12 protein-coding genes are annotated in these 18,272 nt (G+C 73.3%); 8 read left to right on the top strand and 4 right to left on the bottom strand.

All coding sequences use genetic code 11. The features are described 5' to 3' along the window. The first annotated feature begins 6 nt into the window (after window positions 1-6). The gene (locus FLX08_RS31940; protein ID WP_244313059.1) at window positions 7-4,209 is read left to right on the top strand and encodes an alpha-(1->3)-arabinofuranosyltransferase domain-containing protein; all 4,203 of its coding nucleotides are present in this window, start codon (window positions 7-9) and stop codon (window positions 4,207-4,209) included. After that, window positions 4,206-5,189, top strand: coding sequence for a cell envelope lipid trafficking protein PgfA (gene pgfA, locus FLX08_RS31935; protein ID WP_167530648.1), 984 nt, complete (start codon window positions 4,206-4,208; stop codon window positions 5,187-5,189). The genes FLX08_RS31940 and pgfA (FLX08_RS31935) overlap by 4 nt, the downstream gene beginning before the upstream one ends. Here the strand turns inward: pgfA (FLX08_RS31935) and FLX08_RS31930 are convergent. Next, window positions 5,130-5,900, bottom strand: coding sequence for a class I SAM-dependent methyltransferase (locus tag FLX08_RS31930; RefSeq protein ID WP_142623984.1), 771 nt, complete (start codon window positions 5,898-5,900; stop codon window positions 5,130-5,132). The two genes, pgfA (FLX08_RS31935) and FLX08_RS31930, sit on opposite strands and share 60 nt — an antisense overlap. Before the next feature lie 1,902 nt (window positions 5,901-7,802). After that, window positions 7,803-9,113, bottom strand: coding sequence for an acyltransferase family protein (locus FLX08_RS31920; protein ID WP_244313058.1), 1,311 nt, complete (start codon window positions 9,111-9,113; stop codon window positions 7,803-7,805). A gap of 215 nt (window positions 9,114-9,328) precedes the next feature. On the opposite strand from FLX08_RS31920, the gene pgfA (FLX08_RS31915) reads away from it, so the two are divergent. The 4 genes from pgfA (FLX08_RS31915) (at window position 9,329) to dprE2 (ending at window position 13,393) form a co-directional block, all read left to right on the top strand. After that, window positions 9,329-10,255 (top strand): cell envelope lipid trafficking protein PgfA, encoded by a 927-nt coding sequence (gene pgfA / locus FLX08_RS31915; protein ID WP_142623982.1) that lies wholly within the window; start codon window positions 9,329-9,331, stop codon window positions 10,253-10,255. Window positions 10,256-10,318: 63 nt separating this feature from the next. Next, entirely contained in the window at window positions 10,319-11,233 is a 915-nt protein-coding gene (locus tag FLX08_RS31910) for a decaprenyl-phosphate phosphoribosyltransferase (protein WP_425280655.1), read from the top strand. Then, a complete protein-coding gene (dprE1, locus tag FLX08_RS31905; protein WP_142623981.1) occupies window positions 11,230-12,585 on the top strand; it encodes a decaprenylphosphoryl-beta-D-ribose oxidase in 1,356 nt (451 codons plus the stop codon). Before FLX08_RS31910 ends, dprE1 begins: the two co-directional genes overlap by 4 nt. Before the next feature lie 58 nt (window positions 12,586-12,643). Then, complete coding sequence (gene dprE2, locus FLX08_RS31900; RefSeq protein ID WP_142623980.1) at window positions 12,644-13,393, top strand: decaprenylphospho-beta-D-erythro-pentofuranosid-2-ulose 2-reductase; 750 nt, start codon at window positions 12,644-12,646, stop codon at window positions 13,391-13,393. Between the two features lie 43 nt (window positions 13,394-13,436). On the opposite strand, the gene FLX08_RS31895 is transcribed toward dprE2, so the two are convergent. Together FLX08_RS31895 and FLX08_RS31890 are read right to left on the bottom strand one after the other, a co-directional pair. After that, the gene (locus FLX08_RS31895; RefSeq protein WP_142623979.1) at window positions 13,437-14,591 is read right to left on the bottom strand and encodes a S1 family peptidase; all 1,155 of its coding nucleotides are present in this window, start codon (window positions 14,589-14,591) and stop codon (window positions 13,437-13,439) included. A 232-nt stretch (window positions 14,592-14,823) separates the two neighbouring features. Further along, complete coding sequence (locus tag FLX08_RS31890) at window positions 14,824-15,786, bottom strand: LysR family transcriptional regulator (RefSeq protein WP_142623978.1); 963 nt, start codon at window positions 15,784-15,786, stop codon at window positions 14,824-14,826. 248 nt (window positions 15,787-16,034) lie between these two features. On the opposite strand from FLX08_RS31890, the gene FLX08_RS31885 reads away from it, so the two are divergent. Both FLX08_RS31885 and FLX08_RS31880 read left to right on the top strand, forming a co-directional pair. After that, a complete protein-coding gene (locus tag FLX08_RS31885) occupies window positions 16,035-17,150 on the top strand; it encodes an NAD(P)H-dependent flavin oxidoreductase (protein WP_142623977.1) in 1,116 nt (371 codons plus the stop codon). 155 nt (window positions 17,151-17,305) lie between these two features. Next, a partial coding sequence (locus tag FLX08_RS31880) for an ARMT1-like domain-containing protein (RefSeq protein ID WP_142623976.1) occupies window positions 17,306-18,272 on the top strand: 967 nt, incomplete at its 3' end.

The following is an 18,272-nucleotide window of genomic DNA, read 5'->3' as shown; positions in this document are numbered from 1 at the left end:
GCGCCCGTGTCCGTCGACGTCTCGGTCCACCCGAGGGAGCCCGGTCCCGCCCGGGAAGAGGTGATGCGCACGCCGGAGGAACCCGGCGAGGCTCCCGCCCCCGCCGAGCGCGCCGCGCCGCCGGGCCGTACGCTGCGGCACCGGCTCCGGTTGCTGGCGGGCTGCCTGCTGCTCGCGGCCGTCGCGTTCAACACCGCGCCCGGCGCGGTGATCTCCGAGACCAAGCTCGACATGGCGGTGAACCCCCTGGGGTTCCTCGGCCGCGCGCTCCACCTGTGGGATCCGGCCTACTTCGGCCACCTGCAGAACCAGGCGTACGGCTATCTCTTCCCGATGGGGCCGTTCTACGTGCTCTTCCGGGCCCTGGACATGCCCGCCTGGGACATCCAGCGGCTCTGGATGTCGCTCGTGCTGTGCGCGGCGTTCCTCGGCACCGAGCGGCTGGCCCGGGCGATGGGCATCGGCTCGCCCGGCACCCGCGTCCTCGGCGCGCTCGCCTACGCCCTGGCCCCGCACGCGCTGGCGCTGATCGGGATCAACTCCTCGGAGTTCCAGCCCAGCGCCGTGCTGCCGTGGATGCTGCTGCCCCTGGTGCACGGCACCCGAGAGGGGCGGAGCCCGCGCCGGGCCGCCGCGCTGTCGGCCGCCGCGTTCCTCTTCGCGGGCGGCGTCAACGCGGCGGCGGAGCTGGCCGTGCTGGTCGTCCCGCTGCTCTACCTGCTCAGCCGCCGTCACGGCGGCCGCAAGTGGGCGCTGCTCGGCTGGTGGCTGCCGTTCGCCGGCCTGGTGTCGATGTGGTGGCTCGTCCCGCTGCTGCTGCTCGGGCGCTACATCTTCTCGTTCCTGCCGTTCATCGAGACGGCGTCGGCGACCACCGGCGTCACCTCCCTGGTGAACGCGCTGCGCGGCACGTCGAGCTGGATCTCGTTCCTGCCCGTGGACGGGCAGCCGTGGCTTCCCGCGGCCTACGAGCAGGCGACCGTGCCGTGGCTGGTCGCCGCGACGGCGCTGATGGCCGGGCTCGGGCTGACCGGCGTCGTCCGCAGGTCCACCCCCGAGCGGACGTTCCTCGTCCTGTGTGTGATCGCCGGTCTCCTGATCGTGACCGCGGGGCACGCGGGCGACCTCGCCCACCCCTGGACCGGTCAGGTCAAGGACCTGCTCGACGGGCCTCTCGCGCCGTTCCGCAACCTGCACAAGTTCGACGCGCTGATCCGGCTGCCGCTCGCGCTCGGCCTGGCCGCGCTTCCGATCGCCCTGCCGGCAACAGGGGCGGTGCGCCTGCGCAGGCCCGTCACCGCGGCGGCGGCCGGGCTGCTCGCGCTCACGCTCGTGCCGGTGGGGACGGCCGGGGTGACCGCCCGCGGGGCCTTCGCGGACATCCCCGCCTACTGGCGCGAGGCGGCCACCTGGCTGAACCGCAACACGGGCGACGGCATGGTGCTCGCCATGCCCGGCTCGGCGCGGGGCGAGTATCTGTGGGGCCGCCCGCTCGACGAGCCCATGCAGTCGCTGCTGACCGCCCGCTGGGCCACCCATGCCAACGTGCCGTGGGGGTCGCCCGGCCTGGCCCGGCTCGTGCAGGCGGTGGACGAGCGCTTCGCCACCGGGCACGGCTCGCCCGGTCTCACCGAGGCCCTGCGCCGGGCCGGGGTGACCCACCTGCTCATCCGCAACGATCTGGTCAGGGAGACGCTCGGCACCGCCTGGCCCGCCCGGGTGCACCAGACGCTGCAGGACTCCGGGCTGTCGCGGACCGCCGAGTTCGGGCCGCTGATCGGCCTGACCGCGAACGGCACCGCCTCGGGCTGGCTCGACCAGCCCTACCCGGCGCTGGAGGTCTACACGATCCCCGGAACGGCCCCGCTCGTCTCGACCGTGCCCCGCGCGGGCACGCTGCATGTGGAGGGCGCCCCCGAGGCCGTGCTCGACCTGGCCGAGGAGGGGCTGCTCACCGGCGACCGCCCGGTGCTGGTGGGCGACGAGCCGGGGGCGGCGGCGATCCCCGCCCGTGACACGATCCTCACCGACACGCTGCGCAAACGCGACATCGTGTTCGGCGATGTGCGGCGCATCGCGTCGGCGACGCTGCCGGAGGGCCAGGCGCCGGTCACCACCGATCTCACCGACCCGGCCTGGTCGGCGGCCACCTCGACCGCCCGCTATCTCGACGTGAAGGACGTCACCGCCTCCTCGGCGGACTCCGCCGTCACCGCCGCGGTGGGCCAGCGCGACCCGGGGCGGCAGCCGTACGCCGCGCTCGACGACGACCCGCGCACGGGCTGGCGGTCGGACGGCTGGCACGGCGCGGTCGGGGAGTGGCTGAAGGTCCGCTTCACCGGCCCGGTGGACCTGACCGAGATCTCGGCGGCCTTCGAGCAGGGGACGCTCGGCCCGCCGGTGGCCGAGGTCGCGCTGGAGACCGAGCGCGGCGTCCGCCGGGTGGCGGTGGCGCGCACCGACGCGCTCCAGCCGCTGCGCCCGGTGCCCGGGACGAGCTCGTGGCTGCGGATCCGGGTGACCCGGCTCGCGTACGAGCCGAAGACCACGCTCGGCAGCCGGGCCGGCATCACCGACCTGCGCATCCCGGGCGTGCGGGCGGTGCGGACGATCGCGGTGCCGGACACCGGAACGGGCGACCCGGGAACCGTGCTGAATCCGGGAACCGTGCTGAATCCGGGAACCGTGCTGGATCCGGGGACCGTGCTGGATCCGGGGACCGTGCTGCTCACCAGGCGGGGGGACGCCGACGCGTGCATGCGGGGCTCGGTCACCTGGACCTGCTCATCACGCCTGCAGATCCTCGGCGAGGACGGCTACGGCTTCGACCGGCTCATCCCCGTGACGCGGGCCGGTGTGCGCACGGTGCGCGGGCAGGCCGTGCTCAGCGATCCGAAGGCGGCCGACCTGCTCACCACGCTGCCGGACCGGTATCCGCACGTCAGCGCGTCGTCGACGGCCACCGAGCACGGGGCCGTGCTGGGCCGCCAGGCGATGGACGGCGACCCTGCGACGCTGTGGTACGCCCAGCCGTTCGACCGGCATCCGACGCTGTCGATCGACCTGGGGACGACCCGGAGCTTCTCCCGGATCCGGGTGCTGTTCCCCGACTCGGCGCAGGGCATCCCGCCGGTGAAGCTCACGCTGCGCGCGGGGGAGCGGGCCGTGCAGGGGTGGGTGGACCGCGACGGCGTGTTCACGTTCCCCGCGTTGAAGACGCGGACCTTCACCATCGAGTTCACCGCGCCCGCCTCCCGCCCGATCGAGGTGGCCGAGATCGCCGTCCCCGGGGTGAAACCCCTCGGCGGCCTCGGCGCCATCCCGCTGCGGCTGCCCTGCGGCTATGGCCCGACGCTGCGGGTGGACGGCGACGACGTGCCGACCCGGGTGGTCGGCGGCACGCTCGACGACGTGCTCAACGGCCGTCCGCTGACCTACTCGGGGTGCGCGCCCCTGCACCTGACCGAGGGCCGCAGCCGGGTCAGCGTGGCGCCGGGCGACGCCTTCCGGGTGCGCTCGGTGGTGCTGGACAACAGAGCCGGCGAGGACCACGAGAAGGTGACGGCCACCCCCGCCACGGTGATGTCGTGGGGGCCGCAGGAGCGCCGGCTGCGGGTCGCCGCCGCCGCGCCGTCCTATCTGGTGGTCAACGAGAACTACAACGCCGGCTGGCAGGCGTACCTCGACGGCGTGCGGCTGACCCCGGCGCGGCTCGACGGCTGGCGGCAGGCGTGGGAGCTGCCGGCCGGCGGCGGCGAGGTGGTGCTGCGCTACGAGCCCGACCGGGCCTACCGCACGGCGCTGCTCGCCGGGCTGGGCCTGGCCCTCGTGGTGGTGGCCCTGGCGCTGGTGCGGGGCCGGTCGCGCCTGCGCGGCGTGGGGCCGGGCCGCGTTCGCGTGCTGTGGGTGTGGATCGCGGCGCCGGTCGCCGGGCTGTGGGCCGGAGGCGTGGCGGGCGTGGCCGTCGTCGCCGCCGCGCTGGCGGCGTTCCTGTGGCTGCGCGGGATCGCCGCCGCCCAGCACGCCGATCCGAGCCGCTTGCGGGCCTTCGCCCGGCATGCCGCCTCCGCGTGGGTGGCGGTCGTCGCGCTCGGCCTCGCCGGGCTCGCCCAGGCCGCCGGGCAGGGCCTCGCCGCCGACGTGCTCTGTCTCGTCGTGCTCGCCCGGCTGCTGGCCGCCGTACGGGACCAGGGAGGGGTGAGCCGGTGACGGACGCGTTCGTGCGGCTGCGGCGCCCGCTCCTCCTGGCGGGCATCGCCTTCCTGATCACCGTGGGGGCGCTGTTCCACTTCTACGTCTATCCGCGGACCACGGTCGTGCCGCTGGAGCAGACCCGCGTGCAGCGGCTGGTCTCGCCCTCGGCCACCTATCTCGACACCGCCACCTTCCGTCTGCACCGCGACGTGCCGGTGCAGAACACGGTGGCGGTCTATGGCGATATGCAGGCGGGCGACGACCGCACGGCCGTGTGGGTGGAGTTCTCCTCGCTCGACACCCGGGACGGCGAGCGCGTCGACTATCACGAGCGCCGCACGGCCTTCGACCGGCGGACCGGCCTCGCCGTCGACTGCTGCGGGGCGTACGTCGACGAGGATCCCGGCGTGCGGCAGACCGGGCTGGCCTTCCGGCTGCCCGCCCGGGCCGAGCCGCGGTCGTACGCGATGTTCGACCCGCTGCTGCGGCGGGAGGAGCAGCTGCGGTTCGAGCGCGAGGAGACCGTCGCGGGCGTGCCGGCCTACCGCTACACCTACTCCGCCGGACCGGTGAAGACCGCGGACCTGCCCGGCCCGGTGCCCGGCACGACGGTCGGCATGCCGGAGGAGGAGCGGGTCGCCGTGGCGAGATACACCGAGATCACCCGCACGATCTGGGTCGAGCCGGAGAGCGGGCTGACCGTGCGCACGCAGGAGCGGCGGCGCGACACGCTGCGTACGCCCGACCAGGTCGAGCGGCTGGTCGCCTTCGACGCCGACCTGACGACGAGCACCGCCGAGGTGCACGCCTTCGCCGAGGAGGCGGCCCGGTTCCGCCGGTGGATGCTGCTGACGCGCGAGTGGATCCCGCTGGGGTGCGCGCTGCTCGCCGTTCTGCTGGCCGGCGGCTATGCGATCGGCACCCGGCCGGTGAGGTCAGCGACGGCGCAGCACCAGCAGCAGGTTCCAGGTCACGATCTCGCGAACGCCGGGTAGATGGATTACCGGGGTCGCCCAGCGAGGGTGGTAGCGCGGCAGGGCGTCGACGAGGTCGGCGCCGGGATGCCGCCTGGCCCACGCGAGCGCCCGGGCCACCGAGACGGCGTACAGGCTCGTGCCGTACACGTTCTTGGGGGAGCGGCCGTGGCGGCGCGCGTAGCGGCGCGCGGCGTGGCGCCCGCCCAGGTAGTGCCACGGCGAGGTCTCGTGGCCGCCCCAGGGCGACAGCCAGTTGGTGAACGACAGGTAGACCAGGCCGCCCGGCCGGGTCACCCGCACCATCTCGTCGCCCATCCGCCACGGATCGGGCACGTGCTCCAGCACGTTGGAGGAGAAGCAGACGTCGACGGAGCCGGTCTTCATCGGCAGGTCGAGGGCGCTGCCGAGCACCGCGCCGTCGGGGACGGCGCCGGTACGCGCGCTCATCTCCCCGGCGTCGCAGTCGACGCACACCGGCCGCGCGCCCACGGCGCGCAGCGCGTCGGTGAAGTAGCCGGGCCCGCCGCCGACGTCGGCGACGAGCGCGCCGTCGAGGTCGGCGTACGCCGCGAGCTGGGCGACGGTGTCCCGGGCGAGCAGGCCGTAGAAGAAGTCGGGATCGGTCTGCTCCTTGCGGAAGGCGCTGAACAGGCGGATCGAACGGGCCAGGTCGGCGCGGAACGGCTCGGCGTGCACGACGTCCCTCTCCTGTCGGGTGCGCCGGAGCATAACATCCCCCTTTGTCCCACGGCGCTGGGAGAATTCCGATGACTCAGACCACGCGTACGGACCGGCCCGGCGTCCTGCCGGGATGGCGGGCGAGCCTGCGGAACCCCGTCGTGATCGCGGGCGTCCTGCTGGTCGTGGCGTCGCTGGCGGTGCGGATCCCCGTGCTGACGTCCTCCTCCTTCGTGGAGGACGACTTCCTGTTCGTGGGCGACGCCTACGAGCACTCCTTGACGCTCGACTTCCTGTTCCGCGTCCACAAGGGTCACCTGATGCCGGGGGCGCTCGCGCTCACCTGGGTGCTGTCGCGGCTGTCGCCGTACGACTGGCTGCTGGTCTCGGCGGTCACGCTCGCCGTCCAGGCGGCCGTGGCGGTGATGCTGCTGCGGCTGCTCGTGCGGCTCTTCGGCACCCGGCCCGGGATCCTGCTGCCGCTCGCCTTCGCCCTGTTCTCGCCGCTGACCGTCCCGGCCTTCGGCTGGTGGTCGGCCGCCATCAACGCGGTGCCGCTGCAGCTCGCGATGGTCATGGCCCTGACGGCCCAGGTCAGGTGGGCCGGGGAGGGCGGGGCACGGCACGCCCGCCGGGCGTTCTGCTGGGTGCTCGCGGGCATGGCGTTCAGCACGAAGGGGGTATTCGTCCCGTTCCTGCTGTTCGCGCTCACCACGTCGCACCTGCGGCCGTGGTCGGGCCCGTGGATCGCGCTCATGCTGCGCGAGCTGCGCTCCCACTGGCGGCTGTGGGGCTCCTACATGCTGCTGATGGGCGGATATGCGGCGCTCTATCTGGCCCGCCGCGGCACCGCGCCGGGCGAGGGCGCGGCCGTCCCGGCGCCGGGCGACGCCGCGGACCTGCTGGGCCGCCTGCTCGGCCAGGTCTTCCCCGCCGGGGTGGTGGGCGGACCGCTGTCGTGGGGCCCGGTGCTGCCCAACGGCGGGCTGGCCGACCCCGGCCCGCTGCTGGTGGGCGCGGGGTGGGCCGTGCTCGCCGCCCTGGTGGCCGCCACCGTGCTGTGGCGGCGGCGGGCCGTACGCGCCTGGCTGATCCTGGCGGGCTATCTGGTGGCCGCGGACGGCGTGCCCACGGCGATCGCCCGGGGCACCGGGCTCGCCCAGGTCGTCGGCTCCGAGACCCGCTATGTCGCGGACGCCGCGATCGTGCTCGCGGTCTGCCTGGGGCTCGCCCTGCTGCCCGCGCGGGACGAGACCGAGCCCTACCGCCGGCCGATACCCTCCGGGAGCGGGCTGCCCACCGCGGCGGGCCTCGTCGCGGGCGCCTATCTCGCGATGTCGATCGTCTCGATCCAGAACTACCGCGACACGCTGTCGGGCGACCGCGTGCGGGCCTACCTGGCCGCCGTACGAGCCTCCCTCGCCGCGGCGCCGGACACGGCGGTGATCTACTCCAGCCCGCTGCCCGAGGACATCGTGCTGCCGTGGAACGGCAACCGCAGGCTCAGCCACCACCTGCTGGCCCCGCTCGCCCGGCCCGCGCTGCGCGCCCGGATGCGGGTGCCCGAGCCGTCGGAGCACGCGCTCGTCTTCGACGACAAGGGCGGGCTCGCGCCGGTCGAGGTGAAGGCGTCGGTCGGGGTGCTGCCGCCGGGCGACCGCTCGTGCTTCCCGCTGTTCGGCGACGCGATCTTCTTTCCCGACGTCGTCTCCTTCGGCGGGCCCGGGCCGATCGCCGGGCTGGCCTACACCGCCAAGCGGGACGGCACCGGCGGCTACGAGATGAGCGGGCAGCGGGGGCGGTTGCGGTTCCACGCCACCGGATCCGGCGGCGCGCTGGTGCGGTTCCCGGTCACGGCCGTCGGCAAGGGGCTGCTGATCCGGCTGGACGACCCGGCGGCGGTGTGCCTCAAGGGCTTCGCCTACGGCGACCCCGTGCCCGGCGCGCCCGCCCCTACGGCCGCGGCGACGCCGCCCTCTCCGTCCCCGTCGCCCTCGCCGTCTGCTTCTGTGAAGAGGTCTCCGTCGCCGTCTGCGTCGCCGTCTGCGTCGCCGTCTGCGTCTCCTGCCGCGTCCCCTTCCGCGTCCCCTTCAGTGAAGAGGTCGCCCGGAGGGCGAGGCGCCTCGCCGGCTCCTCGACGTAGCGATGGGTGAGCGTGGCGAGCAGCAGCGTGAACGCGCCGACCACGACGAGGTTGCCGGCGAAGTTTCCGCTCCACGGCTGCTGCTCGGTGAAGTCGTACCAGAGATAGAGGGCCACGAACTGCCACAGGAACACCCCGTAGGACACCCGGCCGAGGAAGCGCATCACCCGGCTGCCCAGGAAGCGTCCGTACGGCGAGCCCCCGGCGGGCAGCAGCGCGGCCGGGGTCACCAGCCCGGCCGCCACGGTGGCATACAGGGCCAGCTCCGACAGGTCGGCCCAGACGCCGTCCACACCGCTGAAGCGCGTGCCGGTCAGCGGCGAGGCCGCCACGGCGTACGCGAGGGCGGCGACGAGCAGGAACGAGCCCGCCGACGCGCCCACCGCCCGGACGAACCGGTGCGCCGGGCCGTCCTCGCCGGTTTCGTGCCCGTTCTCCTCCTGCCGGGCCCACTCGGAGACGACGGCCAGCGCCATGCCGACCGCGAAGAACACCCACGCCCGGGGCAGCCAGGTGTTCAGGTAGGGCCGATAGGCGGGGAAATAGGTGAGCAGCGCCCACGCGAACGACGACCCGGCGAGCACGGCGACGCCGGTCAGCAGCCGCCGGGCGCGCCTGCCGAGGTCGGGGCCGCCGCGCCGCGCGTACGCCGCCAGCGCGGCGGCGACCAGCGGCAGCAGCACATAGAACGCGGCCTCGACGCACAGGCTCCACATCTGGGCGAGCCCGCGCGGCCCGAGGCCGAACCACCAGGGGTGGATCTCGTAGGTCTGGCCGAGCAGCAGCAGTTGCAGCCACGTCTTCACGTCGCCGAGGTGCGGCCCGGCCCACAGCGTCATGGCCACGACCACGACCAGCCAGTACGCCGGGAGGATGCGCAGGGCACGCTTGACCAGGTAGACCCGGGCGCTCGGGGGACGCTCCCCGAGCAGCGCGGCGCGCGCGTAGGGCCGATAAAGAAGCAGCCCGGACAGCGCGAAGAAGATCGGCACCGCGACGTCGCCCCGGGCGAGCAGGCTGCTGAAGAAGTTGTCATGCAACGCCGCCGCCGACTCGATCGCGACGTGGAACACGAGGACGGCGATGGCCGCGAGCGCCCGCACGCCGTCGAGGGCGTCCACATGTCCGGTGGGCGCCTGACCGGAAAGCACCGGTGTGTCACGAACAGGTTGCGAACCGGCCGGTAACATGTCACGAGTCGCCGTCGAGCTAGAACCTGTTTCGGTCACTTTTCCGCATCCCTCGTGACGTTGGTCACTGCCCCGTCTAACATACAGCGAAATAGGAACGTGTTTCAGGACAAATAGGTAGCAACTGGCCTGCCCCAGGAGGAGCGATGCGCCGCGGATTGGGAGTGGTCCTCGTAGGACTCGGGGCGTTCCTTGTCGTTCTCGCGCCGCTGCTGAGATTCCAGGTCGCGGACAAACTCGTGCAGGCACCGGCGAACCAATACAGCGTCACGCGGCTGACCGCCGAAAACGCCCGCTACTTCAGCATGCGCGACCTGAAGGTCGTCACCGGCACCCTCGACATCACGGTCACGACCAGGGGCGACGTCAAGGAGGCCAAGGACGACCACGTCGTATGGGACCAGTTCACCAACGCCAACGACGTCACCAACAACAATCCGCAGATCTCCATGACGCAGTTCCGCAGCGCGTTCAACAAATACAACGGCCAGGGCGTCACCTGCTGCGGCACGAGCGTGAACAGCGGTTCCGGCGCGGAGCCGGTGCAGTTGCAGGGCCAGATCTTCCTGTTCCCGTTCGGCGTCGAGAAGAAGACCTATCAGGTGTTCAACACCGACACCCGCAAGGCGTACGACGCGACGTTCGACGGCGAGGACACGATCAACGGCCTGCCGGTCTACCGGTTCGTGCAGAAGATCCCGCCGACGCCCGTCGAGCAGCTCAGCGCGCCCGCCTCCGTGCTCGGCATGAAGGGGACCGGCGACATCCAGGTCGACCGCGTCTACGACGGCGTGATCACCTTCTGGGTCGAGCCGACCACCGGCGTCCCGGTCAAGCAGGAGCAGCAGCGCCACGAGGTGCTGAAGACGGCCGACGGCGTCGAGCGCATGCCCGCCCTCATCGCCACCGCCTCGTTCACGCCGGAGACCGTCGGCGAGCTCGTCAAAACGGCCCGCGACAACCTGGCCCAGATCACGCTCATCAAGACGACGCTTCCCCTGGTGTCGCTCATCCTCGGGCTCGCGCTCGCCGTCGTCGGAGTGTGGCTGCTGCGGCCGGGCCGCGCGGACTGACCCGGGAAGCCGGGCGACCCCGTGAAGCGGGACAGCGCGCTGAACCCGCCGATGGACGTGCCGATGGGCCCGGCGGTGGCGACGCCTCCGGCGGGCATGTCCTCCCGGCGCTCCCGCGTGGCGGGGCTGGTGCGGGCCTGCCGCCCCCGGCAGTGGCTCAAGAACGCGCTCGTCTTCGCCGCTCCGGCCGCCGCCGGCGTGCTCACCACGGGGGCGGGGCTGCGCGGCTCGCTCATCGCGTTCGCCGCCTTCTGCCTGGCCGCCGCCGGGTCCTACCTCTTCAACGACGCGGCCGACGTGGTCGCCGACCGGCGCCACCCCCGCAAGCGGCTGCGCCCGATCGCGGCCGGGATCGTGTCCGTACGGCTCGCGCGGGCCGCGGGAGCGGTGCTGCTGGCGGCCGGTCTGCTCGTGGGGCTGGCGGGCGGGTGGCCGCTCGCCGCCGTCGTCGCCGCCTATCTGGCGCTCACCTTCTCCTACACCCTGTGGCTCAAGCACCAGCCCGTGGTGGACCTGGTCGCGGTGGCGGGCTGCCACGTCGTGCGCGCGTACGCGGGGGCGGTCGCCGTGGCGGTGCCGGTGACGAGCTGGTTCCTGGTCGTCGTCTCGCTCGGCTCGCTGCTGCTGGTGGCCGGCAAGCGCGAGGCCGAGCTCCGCGCCGGGCCGCAGGACGGCCAGGTCGCCCGCGCCACCCTGGAGACGTACACCGCGAGCTACCTCGGCCACGTGCGCGTCATGGCCTCGGGGGCGATGATCGTCACCTACTGCCTGTGGGCGCTTCAGGAGCACACCGGGCCCGCCAAGGCGTTCTGCGCGCTCAGCATCGTGCCGTTCGTGCTGGTCGTGCTGCGGCACGCGCTGCTGGTCGACCGCGGGGTGGGGGAGGAGCCCGAGGAACTGCTGCTGCGCGACCGCCCGCTCCAGGTCTTCCTCGCGCTGATGCTGATCCTGCTGGCATGCGGTATCCAACTGGCATGACGACCCTGCTGACGGGATGGGGGCGCACCGCGCCCACGCGGGCGACGGTGGCCCGGCCGCGCACCGCCGAGGAGGCCGCGGACCTGGTGGCGAAGGCGGGCCGGCGCGGCGTCGTGGCCCGCGGCCTCGGCCGCGCGTACGGCGACGCCGCGCAGAACGCGGGCGGGCTCGTGCTCGACTGCACCGCGCTCAACTCCACCGGGCTTCAGCCGTCATGGCACGTCGACTCCACCGGGCTCGTCACCGCGTCGGCGGGGATCAGCCTGCACGACCTCATGACCGCGCTCGTCCCACGCGGCTGGTTCGTGCCGGTGACCCCCGGCACCCGCTATGTCACGGTCGGCGGGGCCGTCGCGGCCGACGTGCACGGCAAGAACCACCACGTCGACTCGTCCTTCGGCGCCCACCTGCGGTCGCTGCGCCTGCTCACCGCCGACGGGAGCGTCCGTACGCTCGGCCCGGGCGACGACCTGTTCTGGGCCACCGTGGGCGGCATGGGGCTGACCGGGGTCGTCGTCGAGGCGACCTTCCAGTGCGTGCCGATCGAGACGGCGTGGATGCGGGTGGACGTCGAGCGCACCCGCGACCTCGACCAGACCCTGGAGACGATGGCCGCGACCGACGACGGGCATCGCTACACGGTCGCGTGGATCGACCTGCTGGCGCGGGGCGGGCGCATGGGCCGGGGCGTGCTCACCCGCGGCGACCACGCCGCGCCCGGCGACCTGCCCGCCCGCGCGCGGGGCAACCCGCTCGCCTTCGCGCCGCGTCCCCTGCTGTCCGCGCCGCCCTGGGCGCCCGGCGGGCTGCTCAACCGGGCCACGGTGCGGGCCTTCAACGCCGCCTGGTATGGCAAAGCGCCCGCCGCCCCGCGCCGGATCGTGCAGGGCCTCGCGCCGTTCTTCCACCCCCTCGACGGCGTGGCCGGCTGGAACCGGATGTACGGCCCGCGCGGCTTCGTGCAATACCAGTTCGTGGTGCCGCTCGGGGCGGAGGACACGCTGCGCCGGGTGGTCGAGCGGCTGTCGGGCGCGGGGGTCGTGTCGTTCCTGACCGTGCTGAAGAGGTTCGGAGCGGGCACGCCCGGCATGCTGTCGTTCCCGATGCCGGGGTGGACGCTGGCCCTGGACATCCCGGCCGGGCAGAGCGGGCTGGCCGCGATGCTGACCGAGTTCGACGGCTGGGTCGCGGCGGCCGGGGGCCGCCTCTATCTGGCCAAGGACTCCCGGATGTCGGCCGCCACTCTGGCCGCGACCTACCCCCGTCTGGGGGAGTGGCGGGAGATCCGGCGCCGGGCCGACCCGGACGGCGTCTTCGTCTCCGATCTCGCCCGTAGGCTGCGGCTGTGCTGAGTTCTCTGCCGGGTTCTGTGCCGGGCTCTGTGGCTGATTGTCCGCCGGAGGAGTGGTTGTGAGAAACGCGCTGGGCTCGGTCGACACCGTCCTGCTGCTCGGCGGGCGCAGCGAGATCGGCCTCGCCATCGTGGAGCGGCTGGTCAGGCGGGGCGCCCGCCGGGTCGTGCTGGCCGCCCGCGGTGCGTCCGCGCCGGTGGAGGTTCTCGAACGGCTCGGGGCCGAGGTCCACGTGCTGGACTTCGACGCCGCCCGGCCGGAGACGCACGCCGCCCTGATCGAGGAGGCCGCCGCCACGGTGGGCGACCTCGACGTGGTGATCCCGGCGTTCGGCGTGCTCGGCAGCCAGGCGGTCTACGACGCCGACCCGGTGGCCGCCGCCTGCGACGTCGCCGTCAACTTCGGCGGCCACGTCTCCATCGGCCTGGCCGCCGCGCGGCGGCTGCGGGAGCAGGGCCACGGCACGCTCGTCGTGCTGTCGTCGGTGGCCGGGGTGCGGGTGCGGAAGGCCAACTTCGTGTACGGCTCCGCCAAGGCCGGGCTCGACGGCTTCGCCCAGGGGCTGGCCGACGCGCTGCACGGCTCGGGGGCCCGGGTCGTGGTCGTCCGGCCGGGATTCGTGATCGGCCGGATGACCCGGGGAATGACCCCCGCCCCGATGTCGGTGACGGCGGCCGAGGTCGCGGACGGCGTCGTGGAGGCCCTGGACACGCGGAAGGTGACCGTGTGGGTGCCCGCGCGGCTGCGGCTCGCGTTCGCCGTCATGCGGCTGCTTCCCCGTCCCATATGGAGGAGGCTCCCCCGCTGAGCCCGTGCCGGGCCGGCGGGAGAGCCTCCTGTGATCGGCCGGATCAGCCGGTGACGAGCGTCAGCCCGTAGGCCGACAGAGCCTCGTTGACCGGCTGGAAGTACGTGGTGCCGCCGGAGGAGCAGTTGCCCGAGCCGCCCGAGGTCATGCCCTGGGCCTGGCTGCCCGAGATGAACGAGCCGCCGGAGTCACCGGGCTCGGCGCAGACGTTGGTGCGGGTCAGCCCGCTCACCGTGCCCTGGGAGTAGCGGACGCTGGCGTTGAGCTGCTGGACGGTGCCGCAGCGCCAGCCGGTGGTCGAGCCCGACCGGCAGATCGACGAACCGACGGTCGCGGCGGTCGAGCCCTTCACCGCCACGTTGCCGCCGCTGTAGTTGTTGACCCAGCCCCTGGGCGTCCAGTTGCTGTTGACCGCGACCCACGAGTAGTCGTTGCCGGGGAACGAGGAGCCCTGGAAGGTGCCCTGCGCGACCTGGTTGTAGCCGGTCGTGGTGTTGCCGGCACGCCCGCAGTGGCCGGCGCTGACGAAGCCGTTCGTGCTTCCCTTGCGTACGGAGAAGCCGATCGAGCACCGGGCCGAGCTGTTGATGTAGTAGGCGTCGCCGCCGCGCACGTCGTAGTAGGTCTGCGGCTGCTCGTCGGACTGCTCGACCCGTACGGCCGACGTGTCGGCGCCGCTGGCCGCCACGAACGCCTCGGCCTCGGCGGTGTCGGACGACAGCACGACGACGCTGTTGCTGCGCACGTCGACGTACCAGACGGGCGTGGAGGCGGGTGCGTCGGCCGCGGCCCTGTCGAGCGCGGCCTCGGCGGACTCGAGCGCGGCGAGGCTGCGGCCGACGATCTTCGGCTGCGCGCCCGCGGACAGGATCGCACCGGCCTTCGAGGCGTCGGAGGTGGCGACGATGAAGCTCTCGGAGGTGGTGCCGGAGACCCAGGATCCGGCGTACGCGTCACCGATCGCGGCACGGACCTTGGCGTCGGCGGACATGGCCTTGGCCTCGTTGGCCAGGCGGGCGTCGATCTGGGCGGGGGTGAGCCCGAGGTCGCGCTGCATGGCGTCCACCATGGCGGGCGGGGGCTTCAGGGCGGAGGAGGCGGGAGAGTCGTTCGGCTCGGCCATGGCGGGGGTGGCGACCGTGGCGAGGGCCGTGACGGCCAGAGCGCATCCGGCGAGTACGGTGCGTCTGTGGAGCATGTGGGGCTCTCCTTGTCTCTGGGGGGTGCCGTCAACGTAACCGACCTCCGCTCTCCGGTGGATCTATCAGTTCGCCCCTATCACCGAGTTATGGAACCGCCCTCGCGAGAGGATTCGCTGGCCCGAAATTGTCCGCCTCCGAACCACGCCCGCGGGGGCATTCCGAAATAGTCCTTTTGCGCGCCGTCCTTGATGAGGCGCCGGGCCGGAATACGCCGGTGCGCGATTTCCGCTAGGGAACCGCGCCGTATTCGGGGTTGGTGGCGAGCCAGTCGGCGTAGCGGGCGCTGCGCCGCACCGCGTCGGCGTACGCGGCCCGGGCGTGCGCGGCGACGACGGGGGCGGCGGCCCGCGCGCCGATCGAGTCGGCGTGCCAGCCGAGCAGATGCCGCCAGCGCAGCGGCGCACCGGCCAGCGGCATCATGACCAGCCCGGCGGTGAGCCGGAAGGTGGCCTGGCACAGGGCGACCGCCTTGCCCACTCCGACGAGGTGCAGGCAGGTCGCGACATCCGTCTCGTAGATGGACTCGGGGACGAACCCGGCACGGGCGCAGGCGGCGGCGAAGCAGTCGGCGAAACAGCCGTCGCCGGGGGCGACCGTCCAGTGCTCCTCGGCGAGGCTCGACAGCTCCAGTTCCCTCTCTCCCGCGAGGGGGTGCTCCTCGGACAGGAGCACGAAGACCGGATCGGTGCCGACCGTGGTCCAGTTCATCGAATCGGCCGGGGGTGGCGGGCTGTCGCCGCACGTTCCGAGCAGCACGAAGTCGAGCCGGCCCGCCACCGCGAGCGCGGTCAGCTCACCGGCCGACCACGAGGTGCGGGTGGTGACGGGGATGCCCGGCTGGTCGGCGGTCAGACGCTCGACGAGCCCGCCGAGTATGGGCCCGTTCGTCGCGCCGAGACGATAGCCGGGCAGCTTGACGGAGGTGTTGGCGAACCTGACCGCGTCCTCCTGGAGGTCCCGTACGGCGGGCAGCAGCACCCGGGCGCGGGCGAGCACCATCTCGCCGAGAGGAGTGGGACGGGCGCCGTTGCGGTCGCGTTCGAACAGCGGACCTCCGAGTGATCGCTCGATGCGCTTGAGCTGCGCGGTGAGCGACGGTTGGGCGAGGCCGAGCCGGGTGGCCGCTTTCGTGACGCTCCCGGCTTCGGCGACCGCGTGCACGATTCTCAGATGGCGGATCTCCAGATCCATAGGGGGACGGTACGGCCCCCGTGTTATGGCCGCAATCCCGCATTGTCATGAAATCTGACTTTGGCCCGTGAGCTGTCGTCACCGCTGTGACGTCTGGTGCCACTGGGGTGCCGGTCGTGGTGTGGAACGCGTTCTCGCCTGGGCTTTCTCCCGCCCTCCGGCGGATGGTTACCGACCGGTAGGAACCTGTCGCGCGCGGCTTATTAGAACGCGTTGCAGTTCGGTGGGAGCCGTCGTACGTTCGAGGCATGCGGACACGTGTCACCGACATGTTCGGAATCGAGTTCCCCATCTTCGCCTTCAGCCACTGCCGGGACGTCGTCGCCGCGGTCAGCCGCGCCGGCGGCATGGGCGTGCTCGGCGCCCTGTACTTCACCCCGGAAGAGCTCGAGATCGAGCTGAAGTGGATCGACGACCACGTGGACGGCCGTCCGTACGGCGTGGACGTGGTGATGCCCGCCTCCTACGCGGGCGCGGACCTCGACGTGGACACTCCCGCCGAACTGGTGGCACGGCTGCAGGGGATGATCCCGCAGGGGCACCGGGCCTTCGTGGAGGACCTGCTGGCCCGGCACGGCGTGCCGCCGCTCGACGGCGCCGACTCCGGCAAGGTGCTGCTCGGCTGGACCGACGCGACCGCCCGGCCGCAGGTCGAGGTCGCGCTCCGGCATCCCATCGCGCTGCTCGCCAACGCCCTCGGCCCGCCGCCCGCCGACGTCGTGGAGCAGGCGCACGCCAAGGGCGTGAAGGTGGCCGCGCTCGCCTCCACGCCCCGTCACGCGATCAAACAGGTCGAGGCCGGCGTGGACGTCGTCGTGGCGCAGGGCACCGAGGCCGGCGGCCACACCGGCGAGATCTCCACGATGGTGCTGATCCCCCAGGTGGTGGACGCGGTGGACGTGCCGGTCCTGGCCGCGGGCGGCATCGGGTCGGGCCGCCAGATGGCCGCGGGCATGGCGCTCGGCGCCGAAGGCGTGTGGACCGGCTCGATCTGGCTGGCCGTGGAGGAGGCCGACACCTCCGAGACCGTACGGCGGCGCATCATCGCGGCCACCTCCCGCGACACGGTCAGGTCGCGGAGCTGGACCGGCAAGCCCGCCCGCCTGCTGAAGAACGAGTGGACCGACGCGTGGGAGTCGGCCGAGTCGCCCGGCACGCTGCCGATGCCGCTGCAGTTCATGCTGATCTCCGACGCGCTGCGGCGGATCAGCAGGTCGGACGCGACCGAGCTGGCCACGTTCCCGGCCGGTCAGATCATCGGTGCGATGAACCAGGTCAAGCCGGCCGGACAGGTCGTCTTCGAGATGGTGGAGGAGTACATCGACGCCATGGAGCGTCTCGGCCGCATGACCGGCGACGGCTGACCCCTGCGCCCTGCTCCCTGCCCCCTGCCCCCCTGCCCCCCTGCCCCTCTGCCCTCTGCCCTCTGCCCTCTGCCCTCTGCCCCGCCTCCCTCGGCCCTCCGGCCGCTGCGATTTACTGGCGGTGCCGTTCCGCGAGCAGAAGGAGGACGCCGGGGATGAGTGGTGCCCGCGACGAGACCGTGGTGGAGGCCCTGCCCACCCCGCCGCCCATCATGGGGAACGTCCCCGGCTCCTACGCGCTGAGCGTCTTCAGGGAGCGGCACCCGGTGCTCGTCCGCCAGGTCGCGGAGGCGCTGCCGTACCCGCCGGACCGGCGGCGCGCGCTCGACCGGCTCCTCGACGAGGTCGTGCGCGACGTCATGGAGCCGCTGGAGCCGTCGGCGCACGACGCCGCGGCCTGGGCCGAGTGGGGGCACGGCAAGATCGGCCGACCCTATGCCGACGTGCCGTTCCTGTGGGGGGAGAGCTACTTCTACCGGAAGGTGCTCGACGCCACCGGATACTTCGGCGACGGCCCGTGGCGCGGGGTCGATCCGTTCGGCCCCATGAAGCAGGCCGAGCTCGGCGGCCCGGTCGTGGACGGTGAGCTGGCGGCGCTCGACGACACCGCCGCGCTCTCCCCGGCCGAGCGGGCCGACGCGCTGCTGCTCGGCTCGCTCTGGGGCAACCGGGCGGACCTGTCCTTCGGCGTCACCCTCACCGGCGACCGGGAGAAGGCCGCGGAACTGGTGGTGGACGACCGCCCGCTGCTGTGGTCGCTGATCGAGGCCGCCGCCCCGGGAAGGATCTGCCTGGTCGCCGACAACGCCGGGCGCGAACTGCTGCCCGATCTCGTGCTGGCCGACCATCTCCTCGTCCACGGGCTCGCGGGCGAGATCGTCCTGCACGTCAAGCCCTATCCGTACTTCGTGTCCGACGCCACCCCCGCCGACGTGCTGGCGTGCCTGCGGCGGCTCGCCGCGGCCCCCGGACGGGCCGGAGAGGCGGGCGGCCCCCCCCTGTTCCCGGAGGGGGGGGGGCCCCCCCACCCGCGGGGCGATCCCCTCTCCTTCCCCCCCCCCCCCGTCCCGGGGGGTCCCGGCGGCCCCCGGGGGGCGGTGGCGTCTGCCCCCCCCCCCCTCC

The organism is Microbispora hainanensis, assembly GCF_006874475.1.
GTDB classification, from domain to species: Bacteria; Actinomycetota; Actinomycetes; order Streptosporangiales; family Streptosporangiaceae; genus Microbispora; species Microbispora hainanensis.
The sequence above is the reverse complement of the archived record's forward strand: the minus strand, read 5'-3'. Positions and strand labels throughout refer to the sequence as shown.